Annotated in this window: 17 protein-coding genes; 13 read left to right on the top strand and 4 right to left on the bottom strand. The window is 56.9% G+C overall.

Going from position 1 to position 18,882, the window contains the following annotated elements; all coding sequences use genetic code 11:
* Positions 1–28: 28 nt before the first annotated feature.
* Positions 29–1,360 (bottom strand): aminodeoxychorismate synthase component I, encoded by a 1,332-nt coding sequence (gene pabB / locus KZO34_RS01675; RefSeq protein ID WP_308318749.1) that lies wholly within the window; start codon positions 1,358–1,360, stop codon positions 29–31.
* Between the two features lie 200 nt (positions 1,361–1,560).
* On the opposite strand from pabB, the gene KZO34_RS01670 reads away from it, so the two are divergent.
* Complete coding sequence (locus KZO34_RS01670) at positions 1,561–2,172, top strand: hypothetical protein (RefSeq protein ID WP_219472710.1); 612 nt, start codon at positions 1,561–1,563, stop codon at positions 2,170–2,172.
* A 179-nt stretch (positions 2,173–2,351) separates the two neighbouring features.
* Entirely contained in the window at positions 2,352–3,266 is a 915-nt protein-coding gene (locus tag KZO34_RS01665) for a DUF6160 family protein (RefSeq protein ID WP_219472708.1), read from the top strand.
* 126 nt (positions 3,267–3,392) lie between these two features.
* On the opposite strand, the gene KZO34_RS01660 is transcribed toward KZO34_RS01665, so the two are convergent.
* Positions 3,393–4,010 carry a hypothetical protein gene (locus KZO34_RS01660; protein WP_219472706.1) on the bottom strand — a complete coding sequence of 206 codons (618 nt, stop codon included), beginning with the start codon at positions 4,008–4,010 and terminating at the stop codon, positions 3,393–3,395.
* Positions 4,011–4,233: 223 nt separating this feature from the next.
* Between KZO34_RS01660 and KZO34_RS01655 the strand changes: the two genes are divergently transcribed.
* The 10 genes from KZO34_RS01655 to KZO34_RS01610 all read left to right on the top strand — a co-directional run bounded on the left by KZO34_RS01655 (position 4,234) and on the right by KZO34_RS01610 (position 15,196).
* Entirely contained in the window at positions 4,234–5,265 is a 1,032-nt protein-coding gene (locus KZO34_RS01655; protein WP_219472704.1) for a DUF58 domain-containing protein, read from the top strand.
* Positions 5,262–7,340 (top strand): transglutaminase family protein, encoded by a 2,079-nt coding sequence (locus KZO34_RS01650; protein WP_219472703.1) that lies wholly within the window; start codon positions 5,262–5,264, stop codon positions 7,338–7,340. The genes KZO34_RS01655 and KZO34_RS01650 overlap by 4 nt, the downstream gene beginning before the upstream one ends.
* Complete coding sequence (gene holB, locus KZO34_RS01645; RefSeq protein WP_219472701.1) at positions 7,337–8,368, top strand: DNA polymerase III subunit delta'; 1,032 nt, start codon at positions 7,337–7,339, stop codon at positions 8,366–8,368. The genes KZO34_RS01650 and holB overlap by 4 nt, the downstream gene beginning before the upstream one ends.
* A gap of 120 nt (positions 8,369–8,488) precedes the next feature.
* The gene (locus KZO34_RS01640) at positions 8,489–8,839 is read left to right on the top strand and encodes a PilZ domain-containing protein (protein ID WP_008171779.1); all 351 of its coding nucleotides are present in this window, start codon (positions 8,489–8,491) and stop codon (positions 8,837–8,839) included.
* Positions 8,840–8,852: 13 nt separating this feature from the next.
* Positions 8,853–9,773: an alpha/beta fold hydrolase gene (locus tag KZO34_RS01635; protein ID WP_219472698.1), complete on the top strand. Its 921-nt coding sequence runs from the start codon at positions 8,853–8,855 to the stop codon at positions 9,771–9,773.
* Between the two features lie 4 nt (positions 9,774–9,777).
* Positions 9,778–10,677, top strand: coding sequence for a DUF4892 domain-containing protein (locus KZO34_RS01630; protein ID WP_257900135.1), 900 nt, complete (start codon positions 9,778–9,780; stop codon positions 10,675–10,677).
* Positions 10,678–10,682: 5 nt separating this feature from the next.
* Positions 10,683–11,888: a patatin-like phospholipase family protein gene (locus KZO34_RS01625; RefSeq protein WP_219472694.1), complete on the top strand. Its 1,206-nt coding sequence runs from the start codon at positions 10,683–10,685 to the stop codon at positions 11,886–11,888.
* 97 nt (positions 11,889–11,985) lie between these two features.
* Positions 11,986–12,888 (top strand): 50S ribosomal protein L3 N(5)-glutamine methyltransferase, encoded by a 903-nt coding sequence (prmB, locus tag KZO34_RS01620; RefSeq protein WP_219472692.1) that lies wholly within the window; start codon positions 11,986–11,988, stop codon positions 12,886–12,888.
* 37 nt (positions 12,889–12,925) lie between these two features.
* On the top strand, positions 12,926–14,020 hold the full coding sequence (gene aroC / locus KZO34_RS01615; protein WP_219472690.1) for a chorismate synthase: 1,095 nt from the start codon (positions 12,926–12,928) through the stop codon (positions 14,018–14,020).
* Between the two features lie 90 nt (positions 14,021–14,110).
* Positions 14,111–15,196, top strand: coding sequence for an MFS transporter (locus KZO34_RS01610; RefSeq protein ID WP_257900134.1), 1,086 nt, complete (start codon positions 14,111–14,113; stop codon positions 15,194–15,196).
* Positions 15,197–15,206: 10 nt separating this feature from the next.
* Here the strand turns inward: KZO34_RS01610 and KZO34_RS01605 are convergent, their stop codons facing one another.
* Complete coding sequence (locus KZO34_RS01605) at positions 15,207–16,364, bottom strand: PilT/PilU family type 4a pilus ATPase (RefSeq protein ID WP_219472688.1); 1,158 nt, start codon at positions 16,362–16,364, stop codon at positions 15,207–15,209.
* A gap of 33 nt (positions 16,365–16,397) precedes the next feature.
* A complete protein-coding gene (locus KZO34_RS01600) occupies positions 16,398–17,270 on the bottom strand; it encodes a LysR family transcriptional regulator (protein WP_219472686.1) in 873 nt (290 codons plus the stop codon).
* Between the two features lie 185 nt (positions 17,271–17,455).
* On the opposite strand from KZO34_RS01600, the gene leuC reads away from it, so the two are divergent.
* The gene (leuC, locus tag KZO34_RS01595) at positions 17,456–18,874 is read left to right on the top strand and encodes a 3-isopropylmalate dehydratase large subunit (protein ID WP_219472951.1); all 1,419 of its coding nucleotides are present in this window, start codon (positions 17,456–17,458) and stop codon (positions 18,872–18,874) included.
* Positions 18,875–18,882: the final 8 nt, after the last annotated feature.

The raw sequence follows: 18,882 nt of genomic DNA, 5'->3' as shown, positions 1-18,882 counted from the left end.
CCTCTTCCAGGGGAGGCGTCTGCCTCCCTCAGAGTTTCTCCAGGAACTCCATCAACGGCCTGACCTTCGTCAGCGTCTCCTGGTATTCGCTTTCCGGTTCCGAGTCCGAAACGATCCCACCGCCTCCCCAGCAACGTATGGTGCCGTCGCCTTCGCACAGCATGGTGCGTATCCCGATGTTGCTGTCCAGTGTGCCGTCCAGTCCGCGATAGAAAACCGAGCCGCAGTACGGGCCACGCCAGTGTGGTTCGAGCTCACGGATGATTTCCATGGCGCGTATCTTGGGCGCGCCCGTGATGGACCCGCCCGGGAAGGCATCGAATAGGGCCTTGAGTGGCGTTACCCCGGGAGCCAGTTCTGCGTGGATGTGGCTGACAAGGTGGTGAACGTTTCGGTAGGACTCGAGGGCAAAGAGTTTATCGACAACCACGCTGCCAGTGGCGGAGTTCAGGCTCAGGTCGTTTCTCAGTAGGTCGACGATCATCAGATTCTCGGCCCGATCCTTGTCCGATGTCTCAAGTTCGTTCGCCAATGCGGCATCTTCTTCCGGGTTGCCACCCCTTGGCCGGGTACCCTTGATGGGGCTGGTCGTGACTCTGTTGCCGTGAATTTCCAGAAACCGTTCGGGAGATATGGAGAGAACGGCATCATTCCCCGCTCGGATAAAGGCGCTGTAAGGCGTCGGATTGGCTTCTGCGAGTGCCTGAAATGCAGTCCATGGGTCTCCCTGGTATTTTCCCTGGAACTCCTGGGACAGATTTGCCTGATAACAGTCCCCGGCCTCTATATAGTCGCGGATAGCCCGGACGCTGGCCTTGAAGGTCTCTGGGGATTGCAGGGGGATGAAGGGGGAGGGCATGGTCCAGGATGAAGTGGTCACTGCCGGCTCGGTATTCAGCCAGGACTCCAGGATTTGCCGAACGTTAGCTGGGCATTGTGGATGAACCCACAGGTAGTACGTTTCCGTTCTCCGATTAAAGCTCGCCGTCCACAGGTAGAAACCCGCTGAAACAAGGGGCACCGGTGTCGGTGGGCACAGGGCTGCCAGGTGTTTTTCTCTGGCATAGCCGAGTTCGTAGCTGAGCAAGCCGATCCAGCCGCCCTTGAGACATTCTTTATGACCGCCCCGAGTTAGCTGGTAGTCGGAGACGATGGATTCCATGTCCTCAATCAGCGCTTGTATTTCGGCCGCGCCAGCATCCCGAGACAGGGTTCTGGATTCCGAGGCGTACGCCGAGAAACCGCTGAATGTGCCCCGTCCTGCCCCTTTTCCCACACTCCCGACATAAACGAAATCACGTTCGTTCGATGCGTGGGCCAACAGACGTGTGTACTGATGCTCACTGATGGGGGTAGTCACGGAAAGAGTCAATTTGCCCTCGGAAAATTCGGAAGAATGATAATCAGGCCACAAAACAAACGTTGTCGGCCGCGGAGCAGCGCTGATTTAATGATGTACTTGAAAACAATCATCGCAAATGGCACCTGCGGAGCGGCCTATTCTATCGAAAGCGGCCGGACTTCGCGTCTGTTTCATGGACCAATAATAGGAATAAAATTATGCGGTTTTTCTCTCGGGCAAACATTACTGCGGCCTTGGTATCAGGTGCCCTAACCTTGGGTTCTGGGGTTTCTCTGGCTCAGGAGGACACCGTTGAGGTAAAGATTCCAAAGAACAGTGTGCTCTCGGATGGAGTAATCTCGAAGAAGGAAATGGCAAAGTATCTGGTCATCGGTAACAAGCAGCTCGCCTACCTTGCCGAAAATGCGACGGAAGAGTTTGCACCCGAGTTGAAAAGTGCAGGGCAGGCGATGCCGTCCGCCTGGATGCTTATGTCAGATGGCATTACCGTTAAGAAGGTTTCCCTGGATGAATCGGCTGAGGGTGCGCCACCTCAGATCAGAATCGTTATGTTCAGAGCTGCATTAAAATCCATTGCTCGCAGGGGGAAAATAAACGCCGCTGTCATCGTCTATGCGGGTAAGTTGAGTGAAGACAACCCCCAAGAGGTGCTTGTGCTTGAACACGAACATCGACTCGGTATTTCCGCAACCAAGATAGTTCCTTATGAAGTTCAGGGCGAAAAAGTTCAGTATGCAGAACCGGTTACGAACAATAAGCCGTTCCAGATGTTTTACGATGACAAAAGGCAGGCGCCTAGCACCAGTTAAAGGCTATTTGAGAAATAGTCGTGGTTTGTTTCAGGTTGTAATTGGTGGGTTAAGAAGTGTGAATACAGTCACGGACTAGGACTGTAAAACAATCTTAAATGGAATTGTGGAGCAACGAGCTTCGCACCCAAAACTAAAAGACTCAGATAAGAACAAAATGAGTTTATAAGGAGATAAGAATGAAAGGCCTGAAGAAAATCGCACTGACAACTGCTATCGCCGCGGCTCCTTTTGCAGCCAACGCTGAACTGCAGGCAATGAACGACAGCGCCATGGGCAACGTGACCGGTCAGGCCGGTGTGACCATCGAGTTGGAAACCAAGGTAAGCATCGGCCAGTTCAAGTACACGGACGAAGGCTCCTTCGCGGTTAACGGCATCGTGCTGGGTGGTTCCGGTGTTGCTGGCGGTACTGGCACAGAGCTGCTGGACCAGCTGAAGATCGACATCGACGTTGCTGACGATGGCGATGCCATCATCCACGTGGGCTCCCTGCAAACCGATCCGGCAACTGGTGCACCGGTTCCCATCGATTGGGGTATGACTGTTGACTCCATGGAGCTTCTCGCAGGCTCTACTGGTACCGACAGCACTACCCTGATCTCCAACATGAGCATGCACGGTGATCTCGCCGCTCTTGACCTGCAGGTTGACACTGCTACTGATCACCTGAACGTGGCTGTTGCGTTCGACATCGACGACATGGACTTTGATGTCGATTTCCTGGCTATCGGTATCCGTGATCTGACCGTTACCGGTGCTGGTTCTAACTTTGACTACGATGGCAATGGTACTACTGCTGACGAGGAACTCGCTGCTAGTGGTGGCGCGTCTGCAGAAGGCTACGATCTTACGGATCCGCAGCAGAAACTGGCTTACGGCAAACTGACTGGCTACGCCAACGTTAACCTGGACGTATACAAGGGTGCTGGCCTGGGTGCCTCCAACGCGGTTGACGTTCTGCGCGTTGACGTGAACAACGTTTACATGGACGTTAACGTTGGTGCTGTCGAGATTGGCGGTACTTCCATCGGTTCCGTGGCCCTGGACAACCTGGCCGTTACCGACACCAAACTGGCTATCTACGGTCACTAATCTGACCTGATACCGGAATTGGTGAAGCGCCCCGCCTAGCGGGGCGTTTTTTTGGCTCGAGAAAAGTCAGAAGCAAAAAAACGGCAACCCGCGCGGGTTGCCGTTTTGGTTAAAAGAGGAGTGGGTTTACTGGTCCGGCACCGCAATGGATAGATCAAACCCACCCCCGGGCCGAGGTGTCAGGGTGACCGGTCCTTCGTTAATGGCCTGTGGCACCTGAATTTGATCAATGCCCGGCGGATTGCCAATCGAGAAGTTCAGGTTTTGCCCGTCAAACCCGATGCCCAGTTGGTCATTCAGGAATGTCTGGGAAAACGGTTCATCCGGGATCTGTGCCTGTTGTCCGAAGATCAGGGGCGGTATGGTCGGCGTAAACTCAGCCGGTGGTTGTGCCCGAGCCAGTTCTTCTTGCGGCAGGAGCAGGGCGCGCCTTAAGAACTCGTCCTCGGCGCTTTCGAGCGCATCGGTTTTCCCTTCTTCGATATATCTCTGCAGCGCTTCCCTGTAGGCTTCCTCTTCCGCTTCGCTAAGAACGGGCTCACCCGGAGAGATGGTAAGTGACCGGATGATGCGCTGGCGGTCTGCTTCGGATTTTCGTTGTTCTTTAGGCACGACAATGACGGCAGAATCCTTCACGTAGGTTTCAACCATTTCGTCGGAAGTCAGTGCCTGAACACCTGCCAATGCGGGGAGGGATAGGCTGGCCCCGGCGATTGAGGCAGCAAGCAGATTTCGGCGTTTCATAGTCAGGCCTTTTGAAGGGATAAACGCTGATTCACGGCAATTCTGACGGTGCAGCAGCCAGTATGCTCCTCCTAGAGAGTATTCGGTTTGTAGGACAGGTTTTCAAGACTGATTGATTGCATTTGTGATCAGAATCGTTGAATTTCCAGTATTGTTATAAAGCCGCATTCAGACGGGTTATATTGCCGGATCTTTTAATGCTTTTAATGGCCCGAAGGGCATCATGAAAAATCCTTTTAAGAAACGCTGGAGCCGGTGGGTGAATGGCAGAATTCCCCGCACCGATGTCCAGATGCTCAATCAGAAGAACATCTTCATATTGCCGACGGGCGCTGGAGTGGTGTTCGGCGTCCTGTTGTTGGTGATGCTGATCACCGGCATCAACTATCAGAACAGTCTCATCTATCTGACCACTTTTTTGCTGGGGGCGGTTTTTGTTGGCGCCATGCATCAGACCCATCGGAATCTCTCCGGGCTCGAAATAACGCTGGTTCAGCCCGGTGAAGGGGTTGCCGGTGATGAGGTGCCATTTCGAATGCGTGCCACCGCCGGTCGTGATCATGCCATTGCAATCAGGCTGTCCTGCGAAGGCTCCGAACATAGTGCCGCTCATATCTCCGCCGGTCAGGCGACAGACCTGACTCTGCCCGTTCCCTCGGTGCACCGAGGTTACTTGCGCCCGGACCGGATCCGGATCGAGACCCGCTTTCCCTTCGGTCTGCTCAAGGCCTGGTCGTGGATTCGACCGGCTTCGCCTGGCCTTGTTTTTCCCCGACCCATTGCCGCCCCCGATGTTGTCAGTTCAGTCGAAGACGGGAACGAGGCTGAAAGCGCCAGCCCGGCTGACGGCAATGATCACGCCGACCTGCGGCCATGGCGGGAGGGGGATATGAGTCAGCGAGTTATGTGGAAGCGTTACGCCCGAAGTGGTCAGATGGTTGTTGCTGATTGGGAGGGTGAGCGCGGCAGCCCTCAATGGCTGGATTTCAACGCGTTTCCCGGAACAGATCACGAGTTACGGCTGAGTTACCTGGCCTGGCTGGTGGCGGAGCGGGATCGGTCCGGTACCCCCTTCGGCTTGAGCTTGCCCGGTCAGCTAATCGAGCCTGATTCAGGCGCCTCCCATGTCAGTCGTTGCCTCCGGGCCTTGGCGATCTGGGGCGAAGAGCGCCCTCGTGAGCCCGTTTCGGCACGTTACGGAACCAGACAGCCCACCGAGAGTGCGGATGCCCGGCGGACGAAGGGTGTTGTATGAGTGTATTTCAGGGGCTTTCGGGTGAAGTGTCGGAGCTAAAATTTCCCGATACCGGTCTGCCTTCCAAGGCCCTGCTTTGGCTGATCGGGAGTTTTTCCCTGTTACTGACGCCGCAGTTGGACCGGCTTCCGGTCTGGCTTATTGCAGCCTGTGTGGTCCTTGCAGTCTGGCGTTGGCTTGCCCAGTACGGTCGTGTCCGGTTGCCCGGGCGGTGGTTACGAACTGGCATCATGCTGGTACTGGTCTCGGTATACGTTGCGACTGTTCAGGGGCGATTTTCGGTGGATACCGCCGCGTCGTTTTTCGTACTAGCGGTGGGCTTGAAGTGGCTGGAAACCCGCTCGGTCAGAGACTTTTATGTCCTGTTTTTCATTCTGGTTTACCTCAGTACGGTAAATTTTCTGTTTCACCAGGAGATTCACTGGACCCTCGTTAATATATTGGCCATTGCGTCATTACTGGTCGGCCTGCAGATTCTCAATGCGCCGGACCTGCCCGGTAGCATGAAGGCGGGCTGGAAAAGGCTGGGCCTGCTGTTGGTCAAAACCTTGCCCATTGTCGTGTTGCTGTTTGTGTTTTTTCCGCGCATGGCTCCGTTATGGAGCGTTCCGCTTGTCTCGGGCGAGGCCCGGACCGGTATCAGTGACACCATGCGCCCCGGAGATATATCCAGCCTCGCACAGAGTAGCGAACGGGCGTTCCGGGTGACTTTCGGTGGCGAAATGCCAGCCTACCGGGATCGCTATTGGCGCGGTCTGGTGCTGGATTACCTCGATGGCGAAACCTGGCGGCAACGAAGGGGGGACGGTTATCGAAAGCCCGGGCGCGTGGCAATGGACGGCGGCGTGGGAGATCTGGATCCCGGGCAATACGATGTGTTGCTGGAGCCAACCGATCAGCGTTGGGCCTTTGCGTTGGAGGGCTCCCGGGCGGTATCGGCCAATGTGGTGGAGGAGTCGGAGGACCTCTTCCGATTCAGGCGGCCGGCGGATACATCGGTCCGCTATCGCCTGGAGCGCGAAGTGACAGAAGAGCGGGGACTGGAAACTCTGCCACCGGCCCAGGCCCGACGCTATCTCCAACTGCCGGCTACCGGGAACCCCAGAGCCCGAGCGCTTGCCGAAGACTTGCGGCGGCGATTTGCTGACCGTGAGATCGTTCAGTCAATGTTGACCCGGTTCCGTGAACAACCCTATTTCTACACGCTCCGGCCACCTCAAATGCCTGAAAATGGCATCGACACGCTGCTCTTCGATGCCAAGCGAGGATTTTGTGCCCACTATGCGGGTGCTACCGTCTTTGTTCTGAGGGCCGCCGGCATTCCGGCTCGGGTCGTTGTCGGTTACCAGGGCGGCGATCGGGGCGCCGGCGGAGAATATCTCATCGTCCGGCAGTATGATGCGCACGCCTGGGTCGAGGCATGGATTGAGGGCCGGGGTTGGATTCGAGTGGATCCAACGGCAGCAATAGCGCCCGATCGGATCGAGTCGGGACTTCGTGATGCGGTTGCCAACGAAGGATCGTTTCTTGAGGACGACTGGACATCACCTCAGCGGTACAGTGACATTCCCATGATCCAGTGGGCGAGTCTCCAGTTGGATCGTATCAATTACCAGTGGCAGCGTTGGGTCGTGGGCTATCAGGGCCAAAGCCAGATGGATCTGATGTCACGTTTGCCCGGAGGGTTTGGCCTGAAGGAGCTGGGCTACCTGACCGCAGGCATTGTGGGCGCTGGCCTGCTGATAGCGGGCTTGATGTCCGCCTGGCAGGCGCGTCTCGGGGGACGCCGGGATGCTTTTCGGCGAATTGTTGATACCTGGCACCAGCTTTGTTCCCGGGCGGGGGTGCCGGTTCGGACTGGTGAAACACCCGCTGCGCTGGCTTCGCGTTTGGCGAGGGCCGAGCCTGCCGTGGCAGAGTCCGCCCGACTCTTTGCCCGGACGGTCAACAGCCATTACTATAGCGACCATTCAGGAGAAAGCGGGGATGGCGACCTGAGACGCCTCCGCCGGCTGCTGGCGACCATGAAAAAGCAGATGCGCCGTTCTCACTCAACAGCAGGAAAGCGTCCGTGACCGACATTTCACGCAATATGCCCTGGCACAAAAAAGCCTGGTCAGCGGTTCAGCGCCGCCTGTCGGAAGGCAGACTTCCCCATGCATTGATCATCACCGGGGAACGGGGTGTGGGCAAACGTGTCTGGGCCGACGCCGTCGCCGAACTTTTGTTGTGTGACAGCCCGACCGGTCAAGAGGCAGGCGAACCTGTCGCCTGTGGACGGTGTAAACAATGCGAGCTTTACGCCGCGTCGAGTCATCCCGACGTACGTGTTTATGCCCCCGAAAAATCCCGAATGGTCAAAGTGGACCAGATCAGGGCGTTGTCGACCTTTGCAGTCGCGTCCCCCCAGGTTGCCCGGCGCAAAGTCGCTATCATTGATCGGGCTGACCAACTGAATCTCAATGCGGCCAATGCGCTGCTGAAGACATTGGAGGAGCCTCTCCCGGACGTTACGCTTCTCTTGCTGCAGGAGAGCGGAAGACCGGTTTTGCCAACCATTCGCTCCCGCTGCCAGAGCTTGGCCATCCCGACCCCTGATGCTGAGTCGGCAAGCGCGTGGCTGGTGGACAAAGTTCAGGCGCTGGAAGAAGCGGACAGACCCTCTGCCGAAACTCTTACCAAGGCCCTGATGCTGTCCGGCAATGCGCCCCGACTGGCTCTGGACTATGCGACCGGGGATTTTCTCAATCTTCGCGACGAGGCATTCGCCCGCTTCAAGCAGTTCATGAAGGCCAAGATACCGGTGGCAGAGGCTGCCAAGGCATTCAAGGCATTGGGTCTTGAGGGCAGTCTCTGGTTGTTTGAGGGATGGGCGGCAGATTTGGCCCGGCTGAGTTCCGGAGGCAATGCCCATGATCACGAAGCGGAAGAAATGCTGGGCTATCTCGCTCGCATCAATCCGGCGTGGCGAGCCCACGAGTTGTTGGATATGGTAAGGGAGTCTCGGGCGGCGGGTGTCTACAACGCCAATCCGGAACTGGAAGCCAGCCGGCTGCTGATCGCCTGGCAAAAGCTGATGCCCATGAAACGGCGGGCAGGCTGAGGCCCGCAACCTCAGCGCATTGCGCCTTTGGCGTATTCAGCTGCTATGATTGCGAAATGACAGGGATTTTTCGTCCCTGATACGACGATTTATCGAGTTATCACAACAAAGGTGTCAGTTATGGGGCCCGGATTTGGTGCACGCAGTGGCATTCTAACCCTGACCATCAAGGACAAGGCGGTACTCTATGCCGCATACATGCCATACATCCGCCAGGGTGGACTGTTCATTCCTACCCAGAAACAGTACCAGTTGGGTGATGAGGTTTTCCTGCTGTTAAATCTAATGGATGAGCCGGAAAAAATTCCTGTGGCCGGAAAAGTCATCTGGATTACACCGAAAGGCGCCCAGGGAAATCGGGCGGCCGGGATAGGTGTCCAGTTCAATGGTGATGATGAAACCGCCCGTACCAAGATCGAATCCTACCTCGCGGGGTCACTGAGCTCCGATCGGCCGACCCATACGATGTGAGGCTGATCCCGCCATGAATGATTTCGCCATGTCGTCGGAGGCCATTAAAAGTACCGCAGGGTTCCGGGAATCTGAATGGCCTCTGCGGAACCTGTCGCTTGCAGGAGTGACCTGGCCCGCCAGATCGGACGAAGCCGTGAAAAGAACGGTGCTTTTGCTCCACGGCTGGCTGGATAACAGTTTGACGTTCATCAAACTGGCACCCGAACTGACCGGTCTGGCAAACGTCCATGCCATTGATATGGCAGGGCATGGTCAGTCTGGTCATCGGCCCGGGGGTCAGAGCTACCTGCTCATGGATTACGTAGCCGACCTCGCGGAATTGGTGGAGACGCATTTCTCGGATAGTGGTGAAACCCGGGTGGATCTCGTAGGACACTCCCTGGGCGGCATAGTCTGTGCGTTGTATGCAGCCGCCTTTCCCGAGAAAGTCGGTAAATTAGCCATGATTGACAGCCTTGGCGCCATCAGTCGATCGGTTGAGGAAACCATTCCCCAACTCAGGCGTGCAATCAAGAAACGGCTCGCGGGGTCTGGCCGCCAAACCGTCTATCCGGATATTCAGGCTGCGGCCAAAGCGAGGGAAGGTGGTTTGAGCCCCTTGAGCCCCGAAGCTGCATTGACGCTCATCCCTCGCAATATGAAAGCAGAGGCGGGTGGCTACGTCTGGCGAACCGATCCAAGGCTCAGACATCCTTCGCCCCTGATGATGAACGAGGATCAGGTTATCGAGTCGTTGAAGGCGATCGTTACCCCGACTCTGTTCGTCCGGGCCGACAAAGGTCTGCTTGCATTCAGAGAGGGCCTGGACGAGCGGCGTGAAGTGATCAATTCCCTTGAGATTGCCCACGTGCCGGGCGGGCACCATTGCCATCTGGATGGTGATACTCGCCCCGTTGCGGAGGCCATCAGAAACTTCCTGAAAAATGAGTAGCTCCTTGCTGAACCATCGTTTCTTCCAATGCATCGCCTTGCTTGCAAGCTGTCTACCGGAGGTGGCTGCAGCGGCGATTCCCGCGCAAATGCCCGAACCGTTTCCGCAGTCCACTCTTGAGACCACAGTAGATATCGAGTCCCCCGGGCACCTGGTCCTGTTCAGTCCCGTCCGGGAGGTCAATAACCAGATCCGGTCCGAAACCATGGCGAGGCTTCCGGTCACCGGTGAAGGCCGGCTCTACGAGATTGCCCGGGATTCTGGGCGCGACAAGGCGCGCGAGCATTATCTCCGTCTTTTGCAGGACCGGGGAGCGCAGATCCTTTTTGACTGTAACGGCATCTCGTGCGGACGCAGTAACGTCTGGGCCAACCAGATATTTGGCCAAAGGGTGCTGTACGGTCGTGATGGCACCCAGGATTACCTGGTGGCGGGGACCACGGCCAACGACGGCAGCCGCTGGCTGACCCTGATTTACACAGTCACTCGGGGTAACCTCCGCGAATATGTCTGGATCGAACACCTTGCTGTGGAACCGGGAGTACGGGTACCGGGTCTCGGCAGCGTTGATAGCCGGATTCGCGGACCGGTTATAGTGCCCTGGACCGGTGGGATCACTTATCGCTTCGACTGGTCGGCCAGGGATCGTCGCAAGATTTCCGACTGGTCCGATGAAGAGGGAACTCTCGTTGTTCTTTCCGGTTTTTCCGCACTTGGCGCCGAAGAAAGCTTTGAGGACGCCATGGAGCGTGCGTCGGGCGCAACGAAGTCGCTATCCGAGGTGCTGTTAAAGACCGGCGTTTCGATAGAGCAGCAGAAACTCATTATTGTTGGCCCGAGTGTTCCCCTGGCTGATCCGGATCGTCAGGGCGATCGGGTGGAAGTCACGGTCATCACGAGGTAGGAACTATGGGCACATCCGGGAATGGCAACGATCCCGAGACTGAGGAAACCGTGGACTCGGGAGCGGAGGATGGCGTCTCCACGGTCCTGAAAAGCTCCAATGTATCCGCGACGACGTCAGAACCGGCTTCCAAACAGACCCGAACCGCGGGCCAGCGAAAAACCGTCGCGCTGACACTCGGAAGTGGCGGCGCCCGGGGTTATGCCCATATTGGTGCCATCGAGGTTCTGGTAGAGCGTGGTTACGACATTGTCGCGATTTCCGGATGCTCTATGGGGGCCTTGATCGGGGGCATGTTCGCTACGGGAAAAATGCAGGACTACAAGGACTGGGTGACCGGCCTTGGTCAGTTCGATGTTCTGAAACTTCTCGATGTCACGTTCAATTCCGTGGGTGCCATCCGGGGTGAGAAGATCTTTTCGGTGGTTCGGGAAATGCTGGGGGATACCCGGATCGAAGATCTCCCGATTGCCTTCACGGCTGTGGCGACGGATCTGCTTGCCCATAAAGAAATCTGGTTCCAGGAAGGACCGCTTGATCAGGCTATCCGAGCCTCTGTGGCTATACCCAGTGTCGTGACCCCTCTGGTGCTGAACGGCCGGGTGTTGGTCGATGGTGCCTTGCTCAACCCACTGCCGATCATCCCGACCATTTCGTCCCACGCAGACATCATCGTCGCCGTCAATCTCAGCGGGGAAGACGAGCGCCGTCGCAGGATTCCGGACGCGGCCTTCAGTCAGGTTGATGAAGGAACGGAAATGGATGAGTGGGTCGATACGATTCGGGAGAAGGCTTCCCGCTGGTTCGACTGGGACACGCTCAAATCACTTGCTGCTCGAAAGCCGGATACTGGCGAGACCCCGGAGGAAAAGATCTCACGGCAGATGCACAAGAAAGATCACAAAAAGAACGATACCGCGCCCTCAGAGAAAAAGGCTCAGGAAGAACACGAGACCATAGACTGGGACAAGCTTGGCATCGGCAAATTCGATGTAATGAACCTGACGGTCGAAACCATGCAAAGCGCCCTTGTGCAGTACAAAATTGCGGGCTATCCCCCCGACTTGCTGGTCAACGTGCCCAAGAATGCGTGCCGGAGCTATGATTATCACAAGGCGCCTGAGCTCATTCAGCTTGGTCGTGAGCGGATGTCCGCGGCTTTGGACCGTTTTGAGGCGAACCGAAACAGCAGCGGGCCCCTCGCTATTTAACGTCATTCTTCCCACTCCAGAGCGGCAAAGGCTGCAGGCAGACGGGCAAAGAGCGTATAATCCCGCGCTGACAAATTTCCGTACAGGATCGAATTCCGTGACCAGTCCTATTGATGACCTTCATACCGTCCGCGACTACCTGCGGTACGCGTCTTCGCAGTTTGCAGCCTCCGGGCTGTATTTTGGTCATGGTACGGATAACGTTTGGGACGAGGCTGTCCAGTTGGTGATGCGCACGCTCAACCTTCCGCTCGAGAACAATACCCTGTTTCTTGACGCCCGGTTGGTGCGCGAGGAGCGTCAACTGATTCATGAGCGCATTGAACGCCGGATCAGTGAACGTGTCCCTCTGGCCTATTTGCTGGGCGAAGCCTGGTTCATGGGCATGCCGTTTCATGTCGACGAACGTGTTCTTGTGCCCAGATCACCGATTGGTGAACTGCTCGAGAATGGGCTTCAGCCGTGGCTGGGTGACAAGGCTGTGCACCGGATTCTGGATTTGTGCACGGGCAGTGGTTGCATCGGTATTGGTGCTGCCAGCGTCTTTGAGGATGCCGTGGTCGACCTGGCGGACATATCGACGGATGCTCTTGACGTGGCGGAGTCCAACATCGATCTCCATGGGGTGCGTGACCGGGTTCGTGCGCTGCAGTCCGATGTCTTCAGCAACATTGATGGCCAGTACGATGTTATCCTGAGCAATCCCCCATACGTGGACGCCGAAGATCTGGCAGATATGCCACAGGAATACCGCCACGAGCCCGAACTTGGTCTCGCGGCGGGGGCGGATGGCCTGGACATTGCTCACAGGATACTTGCGAAGGCCCTTGAGCACTTGTCGCCCGACGGTCTGCTGATTGTCGAAGTCGGCAACAGCTGGGGCGCCATGGACGAGGCCTATCCCGAGCTGCCGTTGACCTGGCTGGACTTTGAAAACGGCGGTAGCGGGGTGTTTCTGGTAACGGCGGAAACACTGCGGGATTGGCAAGGCCGTACTTAAGCGGATTTCTTATATTAACTGGATAAAGTACTGAATCATGTCGGGAAATACCTTCGGAAAGTTGTTCACTGTCACCACCTTTGGTGAAAGCCACGGTGCCGCGCTGGGCTGCATCATAGACGGCTGCCCTCCGGGTCTGGAGCTTTCGGAAGCCGACATGCAGCGGGACCTGGACCGACGGAAACCGGGCACCTCAAGGCACACGACGCAGCGCCGGGAAGCCGACGAAGTCCGGATCCTCTCCGGCGTCTTCGAAGGCAAGACCACAGGCACGCCGATAGGTCTGTTGATCGAAAACACGGATCAGCGTTCGAAGGACTACTCCAAGATTTCAGAGCAGTTCCGGCCCGCCCACGCCGACTATACCTACATGCACAAGTACGGTGTTCGTGACTATCGTGGTGGAGGTCGTTCATCCGCCAGGGAGACGGCGATGCGCGTTGCCGCCGGTGCGGTCGCTCGTAAGTTCCTGGAACAGAGATTGGGTATCGTTATCCGGGGATATCTGTCCCAGCTCGGCCCCATCAGGGTTGAAAAACTGGACTGGGATCAAGTCCACCAGAATCCTTTCTTCTCTCCCGACGCTGACAAAGTCGCGGAAATGGAATCCTACATGGATGCCTTGCGCAAAGAGGGGGACTCGATCGGCGCCCGCATTAATGTCGTTGCAGAAGGGGTTCCACCAGGCTTTGGAGAGCCTGTTTTTGACCGCCTGGATGCCGATCTGGCCCACGCGCTCATGAGCATCAATGCGGTTAAGGGTGTCGAGATTGGTGCCGGCTTCGACAGCGTTGAACAGAAAGGCACGGAGCACCGTGACGAAATGACCCCGGAGGGCTTTCTGTCCAACAACGCCGGTGGCGTGTTGGGTGGCATCTCGTCCGGGCAGCCAATCCTGGCCAGCATTGCCCTCAAGCCGACCTCCAGTCTGCGTCTGCCGGGGCGCGGGATCGATGTCCACGGAAATCCTGCGGAGATCATCACCACCGGGCGTCATGATCCCTGCGTTGGCATTCGTGCAACGCCGATTGCTGAAGCAATGATGGCCATTGTGTTGATGGACCATTACCTGCGCCACCGGGGGCAAAACGGAGACGTTTCGGTGTCCACGCCGGTGATTGGTCAGATCTGATCCCCGAATAGCCGCTGTGTTGGAGAGCAGAGTATCTACTGGCGACTTTCCAATCTCTACTTCTGGTTTTTCGCCCTTCTAGGAGGGCTGTTGCCCTATTGGTCCCTCTACCTTGAGGGGCAGGGCTTTTCCTACCTTCAGATCGCCACACTGATGGCGACCATACAGCTGACCAAAATTATTGCGCCCAGTGTATGGGGCTGGCTCGGCGATCGGACCGGGCAGCGTGTGCGTCTGGTGCGCTTCGGTGCAATCACCGGCTCCCTGTTCTTTGCCGGTGTGTTTCTGGAGCCGGGTTTTTACGGGCTGTTGCTGGTCATGCTGGCCTTTACCTTTTTCTGGAACGCCATTCTTCCGCTCTACGAGGTCATTACGCTCCGAACACTGGGGGCCCGCAAGGAAAGGTATGGCAAGGTCCGTCTCTGGGGGTCCGTCGGCTTCATCGTTGCCGTTGGGCTAGTCGGTGGTGTGCTTGAGTTCGTTCCGGTTCAGACTCTGCCATGGCTGCTCTTGCCGGTGTTTGCCGGGATCGCTGTCTCGGCCTTCCTGGTGCCCTCGGAACGGGGTGAGCGTAAGTCGGCGGCGCCAGAGGGGAGCCTGAAGGAAATCGTGACGCACCCCGCGGTCATTGCGTTTTTTATGATGAATTTTTTGCTTCAGCTCTCCCATGGTGCTTACTACACGTTTTTCAGTATTCACCTGGAGCAACACGGTTACGGCAAGCTTTCCATTGGTTTGTTGTGGTCCCTGGGGGTCATTGCCGAGATAGGTCTGTTCTTGGTGATGCACCGACTTTCCCGTCGGTTCAGCGTCCGACAAATCGCCATAGGGGCTTTAACACTGACCATGATTCGGTGGGTCCTGATTGCAGAGATGACGGATCTGGTAGCCGTGCTTATTTTCGCCCAGTGCCTGCACGCAGCGTCCTATGGAGCACTCCACGCAATATCGGTTCAATACATCCAGGGATTTTTCGGGCGTCATCACCATGGCCAGGGCCAGGCGCTCTACAGTGGGCTGACGTTCGGAGCCGGCGGCGCCTTGGGCGCATGGCTGTCGGGATTTCTGGTCGAAGGCTTTAATACGTCGGCGGCGTTTTGGGGTGGCGCCTTTGCCATGCTGGTGGCCATTGCGATTACGTGGCGGGGGCTCAGGCCCCCGCCTACGGATCAGTGAGGCAATGCCCTTATTCCGTGGGCTCGTCTTCGTCTTCTTCGATCTGAAGCGACAGGCCACTGCCGGTCGGCCCGTTGGCTGGCCCTGCCGATGCGCTGTCTTTTCCGCCCTGCCCGTGAAGTTTGATTTTCAGGCGCAGGTTGTTGGCAGAATCAGCGTTCTTGAGTGCTTCCTCCTCGGATATCTTGCCGTCCTTCCAGAGGTTGAAAAGGGCAAGGTCGAAGGTCTGCATCCCCAGGTTCGCGGATTTTTCCATGATCTCTTTGATGCCTTCGATTTCTCCCCGAAGGATCAGTTCGCTGATTGTCGGCGTTCCCAGCAGAATCTCTATGGCCGCGCACCGCTTCTTGTCGATCGTGGGTATCAGTCGCTGAGACACGAAGGCGCGCAGATTCATGGCAAGATCCATCAACAGTTGCGGCCGGCGTTCTTCCGGGAAGAAGTTGATAATCCTGTCGAGCGCCTGGTTCGCGTTGTTGGCGTGAAGCGTCGAGATACACAGGTGCCCGGTCTCGGCAAACGCGAGGGCGTGTTCCATGGTTTCGCGGTCACGGATCTCACCAATCAGGATGACGTCCGGGGCCTGGCGCAATGTGTTCTTTAGCGCCTTCTGGAAGCTGCGGGTATCCACGCCCACTTCCCGCTGGTTAACGATGCTTTTCTTGTGCCTGTGGATGTATTCCACCGGATCTTCGATGGTGATGATGTGGCCGGCGGAGTTGGAATTGCGGTGGTCAATCAGCGCGGCCAGTGAGGTTGACTTACCCGAACCCGTCGCACCAACAAAGAGCACGAGGCCGCGTTTGGCCATGACGACGTCTTTGAGAATAGTAGGGAGGCCGAGGTCATCTGCATTGGGGATTTCCGTGACGATGTTTCGGGCGACGATGGAGATCTCATTTCGTTGGCGGAAAATGTTGATCCGGAAACGGCCAACATTGCGAATGCTGTAGGCGAGGTTCATTTCCAGCTCTTGCTCGAACTCGGTGACTTGTTCGTCGTCCATCACCGAATAGGCTATCTCCTTGATGATTCCGGGAGCCAGTGGGGTCCGGTCAATGGGCTTGAGGGAACCATGAAACTTGGCGCAGGGCGGGGCGCCAGTGCTCAGGTAGAGGTCCGAGCCATCGTGTTTGGCCAGAATTCGCAAATAGTCGTCAAAGCCCATGAAATCTCCTAAACGTATCGTATCGGTGGTTCATCATTCCGTTTCTTCCTGGCGGACAATTTCCAGAAGCGTCCTCGCAGCGAGGCTGAGTTGGCGCCCTGAAAGACCGATCGCACCAAGCACTCTCGAGACCGGGTAATTCATAGCGAGTCTGTGCGTGCTGTCATCAAGCATGCGGATTGGCAGAACGCTCCATCCGAGCCCGACACTGGTCATCATTTTGATGGTCTCGAGGTAGTTGGTCGGGATCTGTTGTTGTAACGGCAGGTTTGCTTCCAGGAACAGACGGCTAACCGCCCGGTAAGTGGCGGTGGTCGTATCAGGGAGTATTGCCGGATAACGGGCCAGATCCCCCAGCGACACCGATTTTTTCAGGGCAAGCTCATGCTCCGGCCCTACAACGAACGCCATCGGATCTGACCACTGCTGGTATACCATGAAGTGGCTTTCCATACTGTCACTGAGTGTGACAAAGGCCAGTTCGGCGTTACGTTTCTGCATCTCGGCGTAAGCGGCGTCGGATTCCATGAACTGAAGGTTCAGCTTCACCTCCGGGTAGTGACTGGTAAATCGTCGAAGCCAGCTTGGCAGGTGGTGGAGCCCGATGTGGTGGCTGGCGATAATCTGCAGTTCGCCCTCGAGTTTCTCGTTGTCCGGTGACAGGGAAATACGGGCGTTGTGGATCTCATCGAGGATCCGGCGGGCGTGGGGCAGGAGCCGGGTGCCGGCATCAGTAAGTCGAATCTGTCGGTGACTGCGATCAATCAGATGCACGCCAAGCTGGCTCTCCAGGGCTGCGAGGCGTTTGCTGATAGCCGGCTGCGTCAGATGGAGCAGTTCGGCGGCTTCCGAAAAAGACCCCTGATCAACGATTGTCAGAAAGGCGCGAAGCGCATTGGATTCCATGGCAGGTCCTGCGATGTTGGTAGCCGGTGGTGTTTCGGGTCATGCCTGTTAATCCTGAAAGCTATAAGATGCCAAATAGGAATGCAAAGAATAAAAAACATGAATTGAGGTTATCTCGTGCTGGGGAGTATGATAGCGGCATGCGAAGTCAAAACCAGAAACCCCCGGATAATGAGAGAGCGACCATGGCGGGCAAAACCTTATACGACAAACTGTGGGACGATCACTTGGTCAAACAGCGGGACGACGGGTCTGCGTTGATCTACATCGACCGTCAATTACTGCATGAAGTAACGTCGCCGCAGGCGTTTGAAGGCCTGCGCCTGGCGGGTAGAAAGCCATGGCGTATCGATGCCAACATTGCCACGCCCGATCACAACGTGCCGACTACGGATCGGGACAAGGGCATTGATGGCATCGTGGATCCTGTCTCCCGAACTCAGGTCGAAACCCTCGACAAGAACTGCGATGAGTTCGGCATCCTCGAGTTCAAGATCAAGGATACCCGCCAGGGTATCGTTCACGTAATCGGACCCGAGCAGGGCGCAACCCTGCCGGGCATGACCATCGTCTGTGGTGATTCCCACACCTCGACTCACGGTGCATTTGGTTGCCTTGCCCACGGCATCGGTACCTCCGAAGTGGAGCATGTTCTGGCAACCCAGTGCCTTGTGCAGCAGAAAATGAAAAACATGCTGGTCAAGGTGAATGGCAAGCTCGGGCCGGGCGTAACGGGTAAAGACGTCGTCCTCGCGATCATCGGCAAGATCGGCACCGCGGGCGGCACTGGTCACGCCATTGAATTTGGCGGCGAAGCCATCCGGAATCTGAGCATGGAAGCGCGTATGACTATCTGCAACATGTCCATCGAGGCCGGTGCGCGGGTAGGTATGGTTGCAGTGGACGATACCACCATCGATTACGTAAGAGGACGTCCGTTTTCTCCGAAGGGTGAGCAGTGGGCCGCGGCAGTCGAGTACTGGCGCACTTTGCACAGTGATGATGACGCCGCGTTTGACAAGGTGGTCGAGCTCGAGGGGTCGGAAATCAAGCCACAGGTAAGCTGGGGCACATCGCCGGAAATGGTCTCGGGTGTCGACGGCTTTGTTCCGGACCCGGCCCAGGAAGAGGATCCGATCAAGCGGGAAGGTATTGTTCGAGCCCTGAAATACATGGGCCTGGAGCCGAGCATGCCGATCACCGGCATCCAGCTGGATCGTGTTTTCATCGGTTCTTGCACCAACAGCCGGATTGAGGACCTGCGCGAGGCCGCGGCCGTGGTCAAGGGGCGCAAAGTCGCGGCCAGCCTGAAGCAGGCGATGGTTGTGCCCGGTTCTGGTCTGGTGAAGGCTCAGGCTGAGAAGGAGGGTCTCGACAAGATCTTTATTGAAGCAGGGTTGGAATGGCGAGATCCGGGTTGTTCCATGTGTCTTGCCATGAACGCCGACAAACTGGGGCAAGGTGAGCATTGCGCTTCGACCTCTAATCGCAACTTCGAGGGTCGTCAGGGCTTCGGAGGGCGCACCCATCTGGTTAGCCCGGCAATGGCCGCGGCGGCCGCGGTAACCGGTCATTTTGTTGATGTCCGCGAATTGATGAACTGATCCACAGG

It is taken from the genome of Marinobacter sp. F4206 (genome assembly GCF_019392195.1).
Lineage (GTDB): Bacteria > Pseudomonadota > Gammaproteobacteria > Pseudomonadales > Oleiphilaceae > Marinobacter.
This window is presented reverse-complemented; position numbering and strand designations above follow the sequence as displayed.

Bases quoted from the DNA above. Each gene is read 5' to 3' on its own strand.
- KZO34_RS01605 (WP_219472688.1), bottom strand. From the start codon at position 16,364: ATGGGCTTTGACGACTATTTGCGAATTCTGGCCAAACACGATGGCTCG.
- leuC (WP_219472951.1), top strand. From the start codon at position 17,456: ATGGCGGGCAAAACCTTATACGACAAACTGTGGGACGATCACTTGGTC.
- KZO34_RS01670 (WP_219472710.1), top strand. From the start codon at position 1,561: ATGCGGTTTTTCTCTCGGGCAAACATTACTGCGGCCTTGGTATCAGGT.
- aroC (WP_219472690.1), top strand. From the start codon at position 12,926: ATGTCGGGAAATACCTTCGGAAAGTTGTTCACTGTCACCACCTTTGGT.
- KZO34_RS01640 (WP_008171779.1), top strand. From the start codon at position 8,489: ATGGGGCCCGGATTTGGTGCACGCAGTGGCATTCTAACCCTGACCATC.
- KZO34_RS01635 (WP_219472698.1), top strand. From the start codon at position 8,853: ATGAATGATTTCGCCATGTCGTCGGAGGCCATTAAAAGTACCGCAGGG.
- KZO34_RS01660 (WP_219472706.1), bottom strand. From the start codon at position 4,010: ATGAAACGCCGAAATCTGCTTGCTGCCTCAATCGCCGGGGCCAGCCTA.
- KZO34_RS01655 (WP_219472704.1), top strand. From the start codon at position 4,234: ATGAAAAATCCTTTTAAGAAACGCTGGAGCCGGTGGGTGAATGGCAGA.
- KZO34_RS01665 (WP_219472708.1), top strand. From the start codon at position 2,352: ATGAAAGGCCTGAAGAAAATCGCACTGACAACTGCTATCGCCGCGGCT.
- KZO34_RS01600 (WP_219472686.1), bottom strand. From the start codon at position 17,270: ATGGAATCCAATGCGCTTCGCGCCTTTCTGACAATCGTTGATCAGGGG.
- KZO34_RS01625 (WP_219472694.1), top strand. From the start codon at position 10,683: ATGGGCACATCCGGGAATGGCAACGATCCCGAGACTGAGGAAACCGTG.
- KZO34_RS01650 (WP_219472703.1), top strand. From the start codon at position 5,262: ATGAGTGTATTTCAGGGGCTTTCGGGTGAAGTGTCGGAGCTAAAATTT.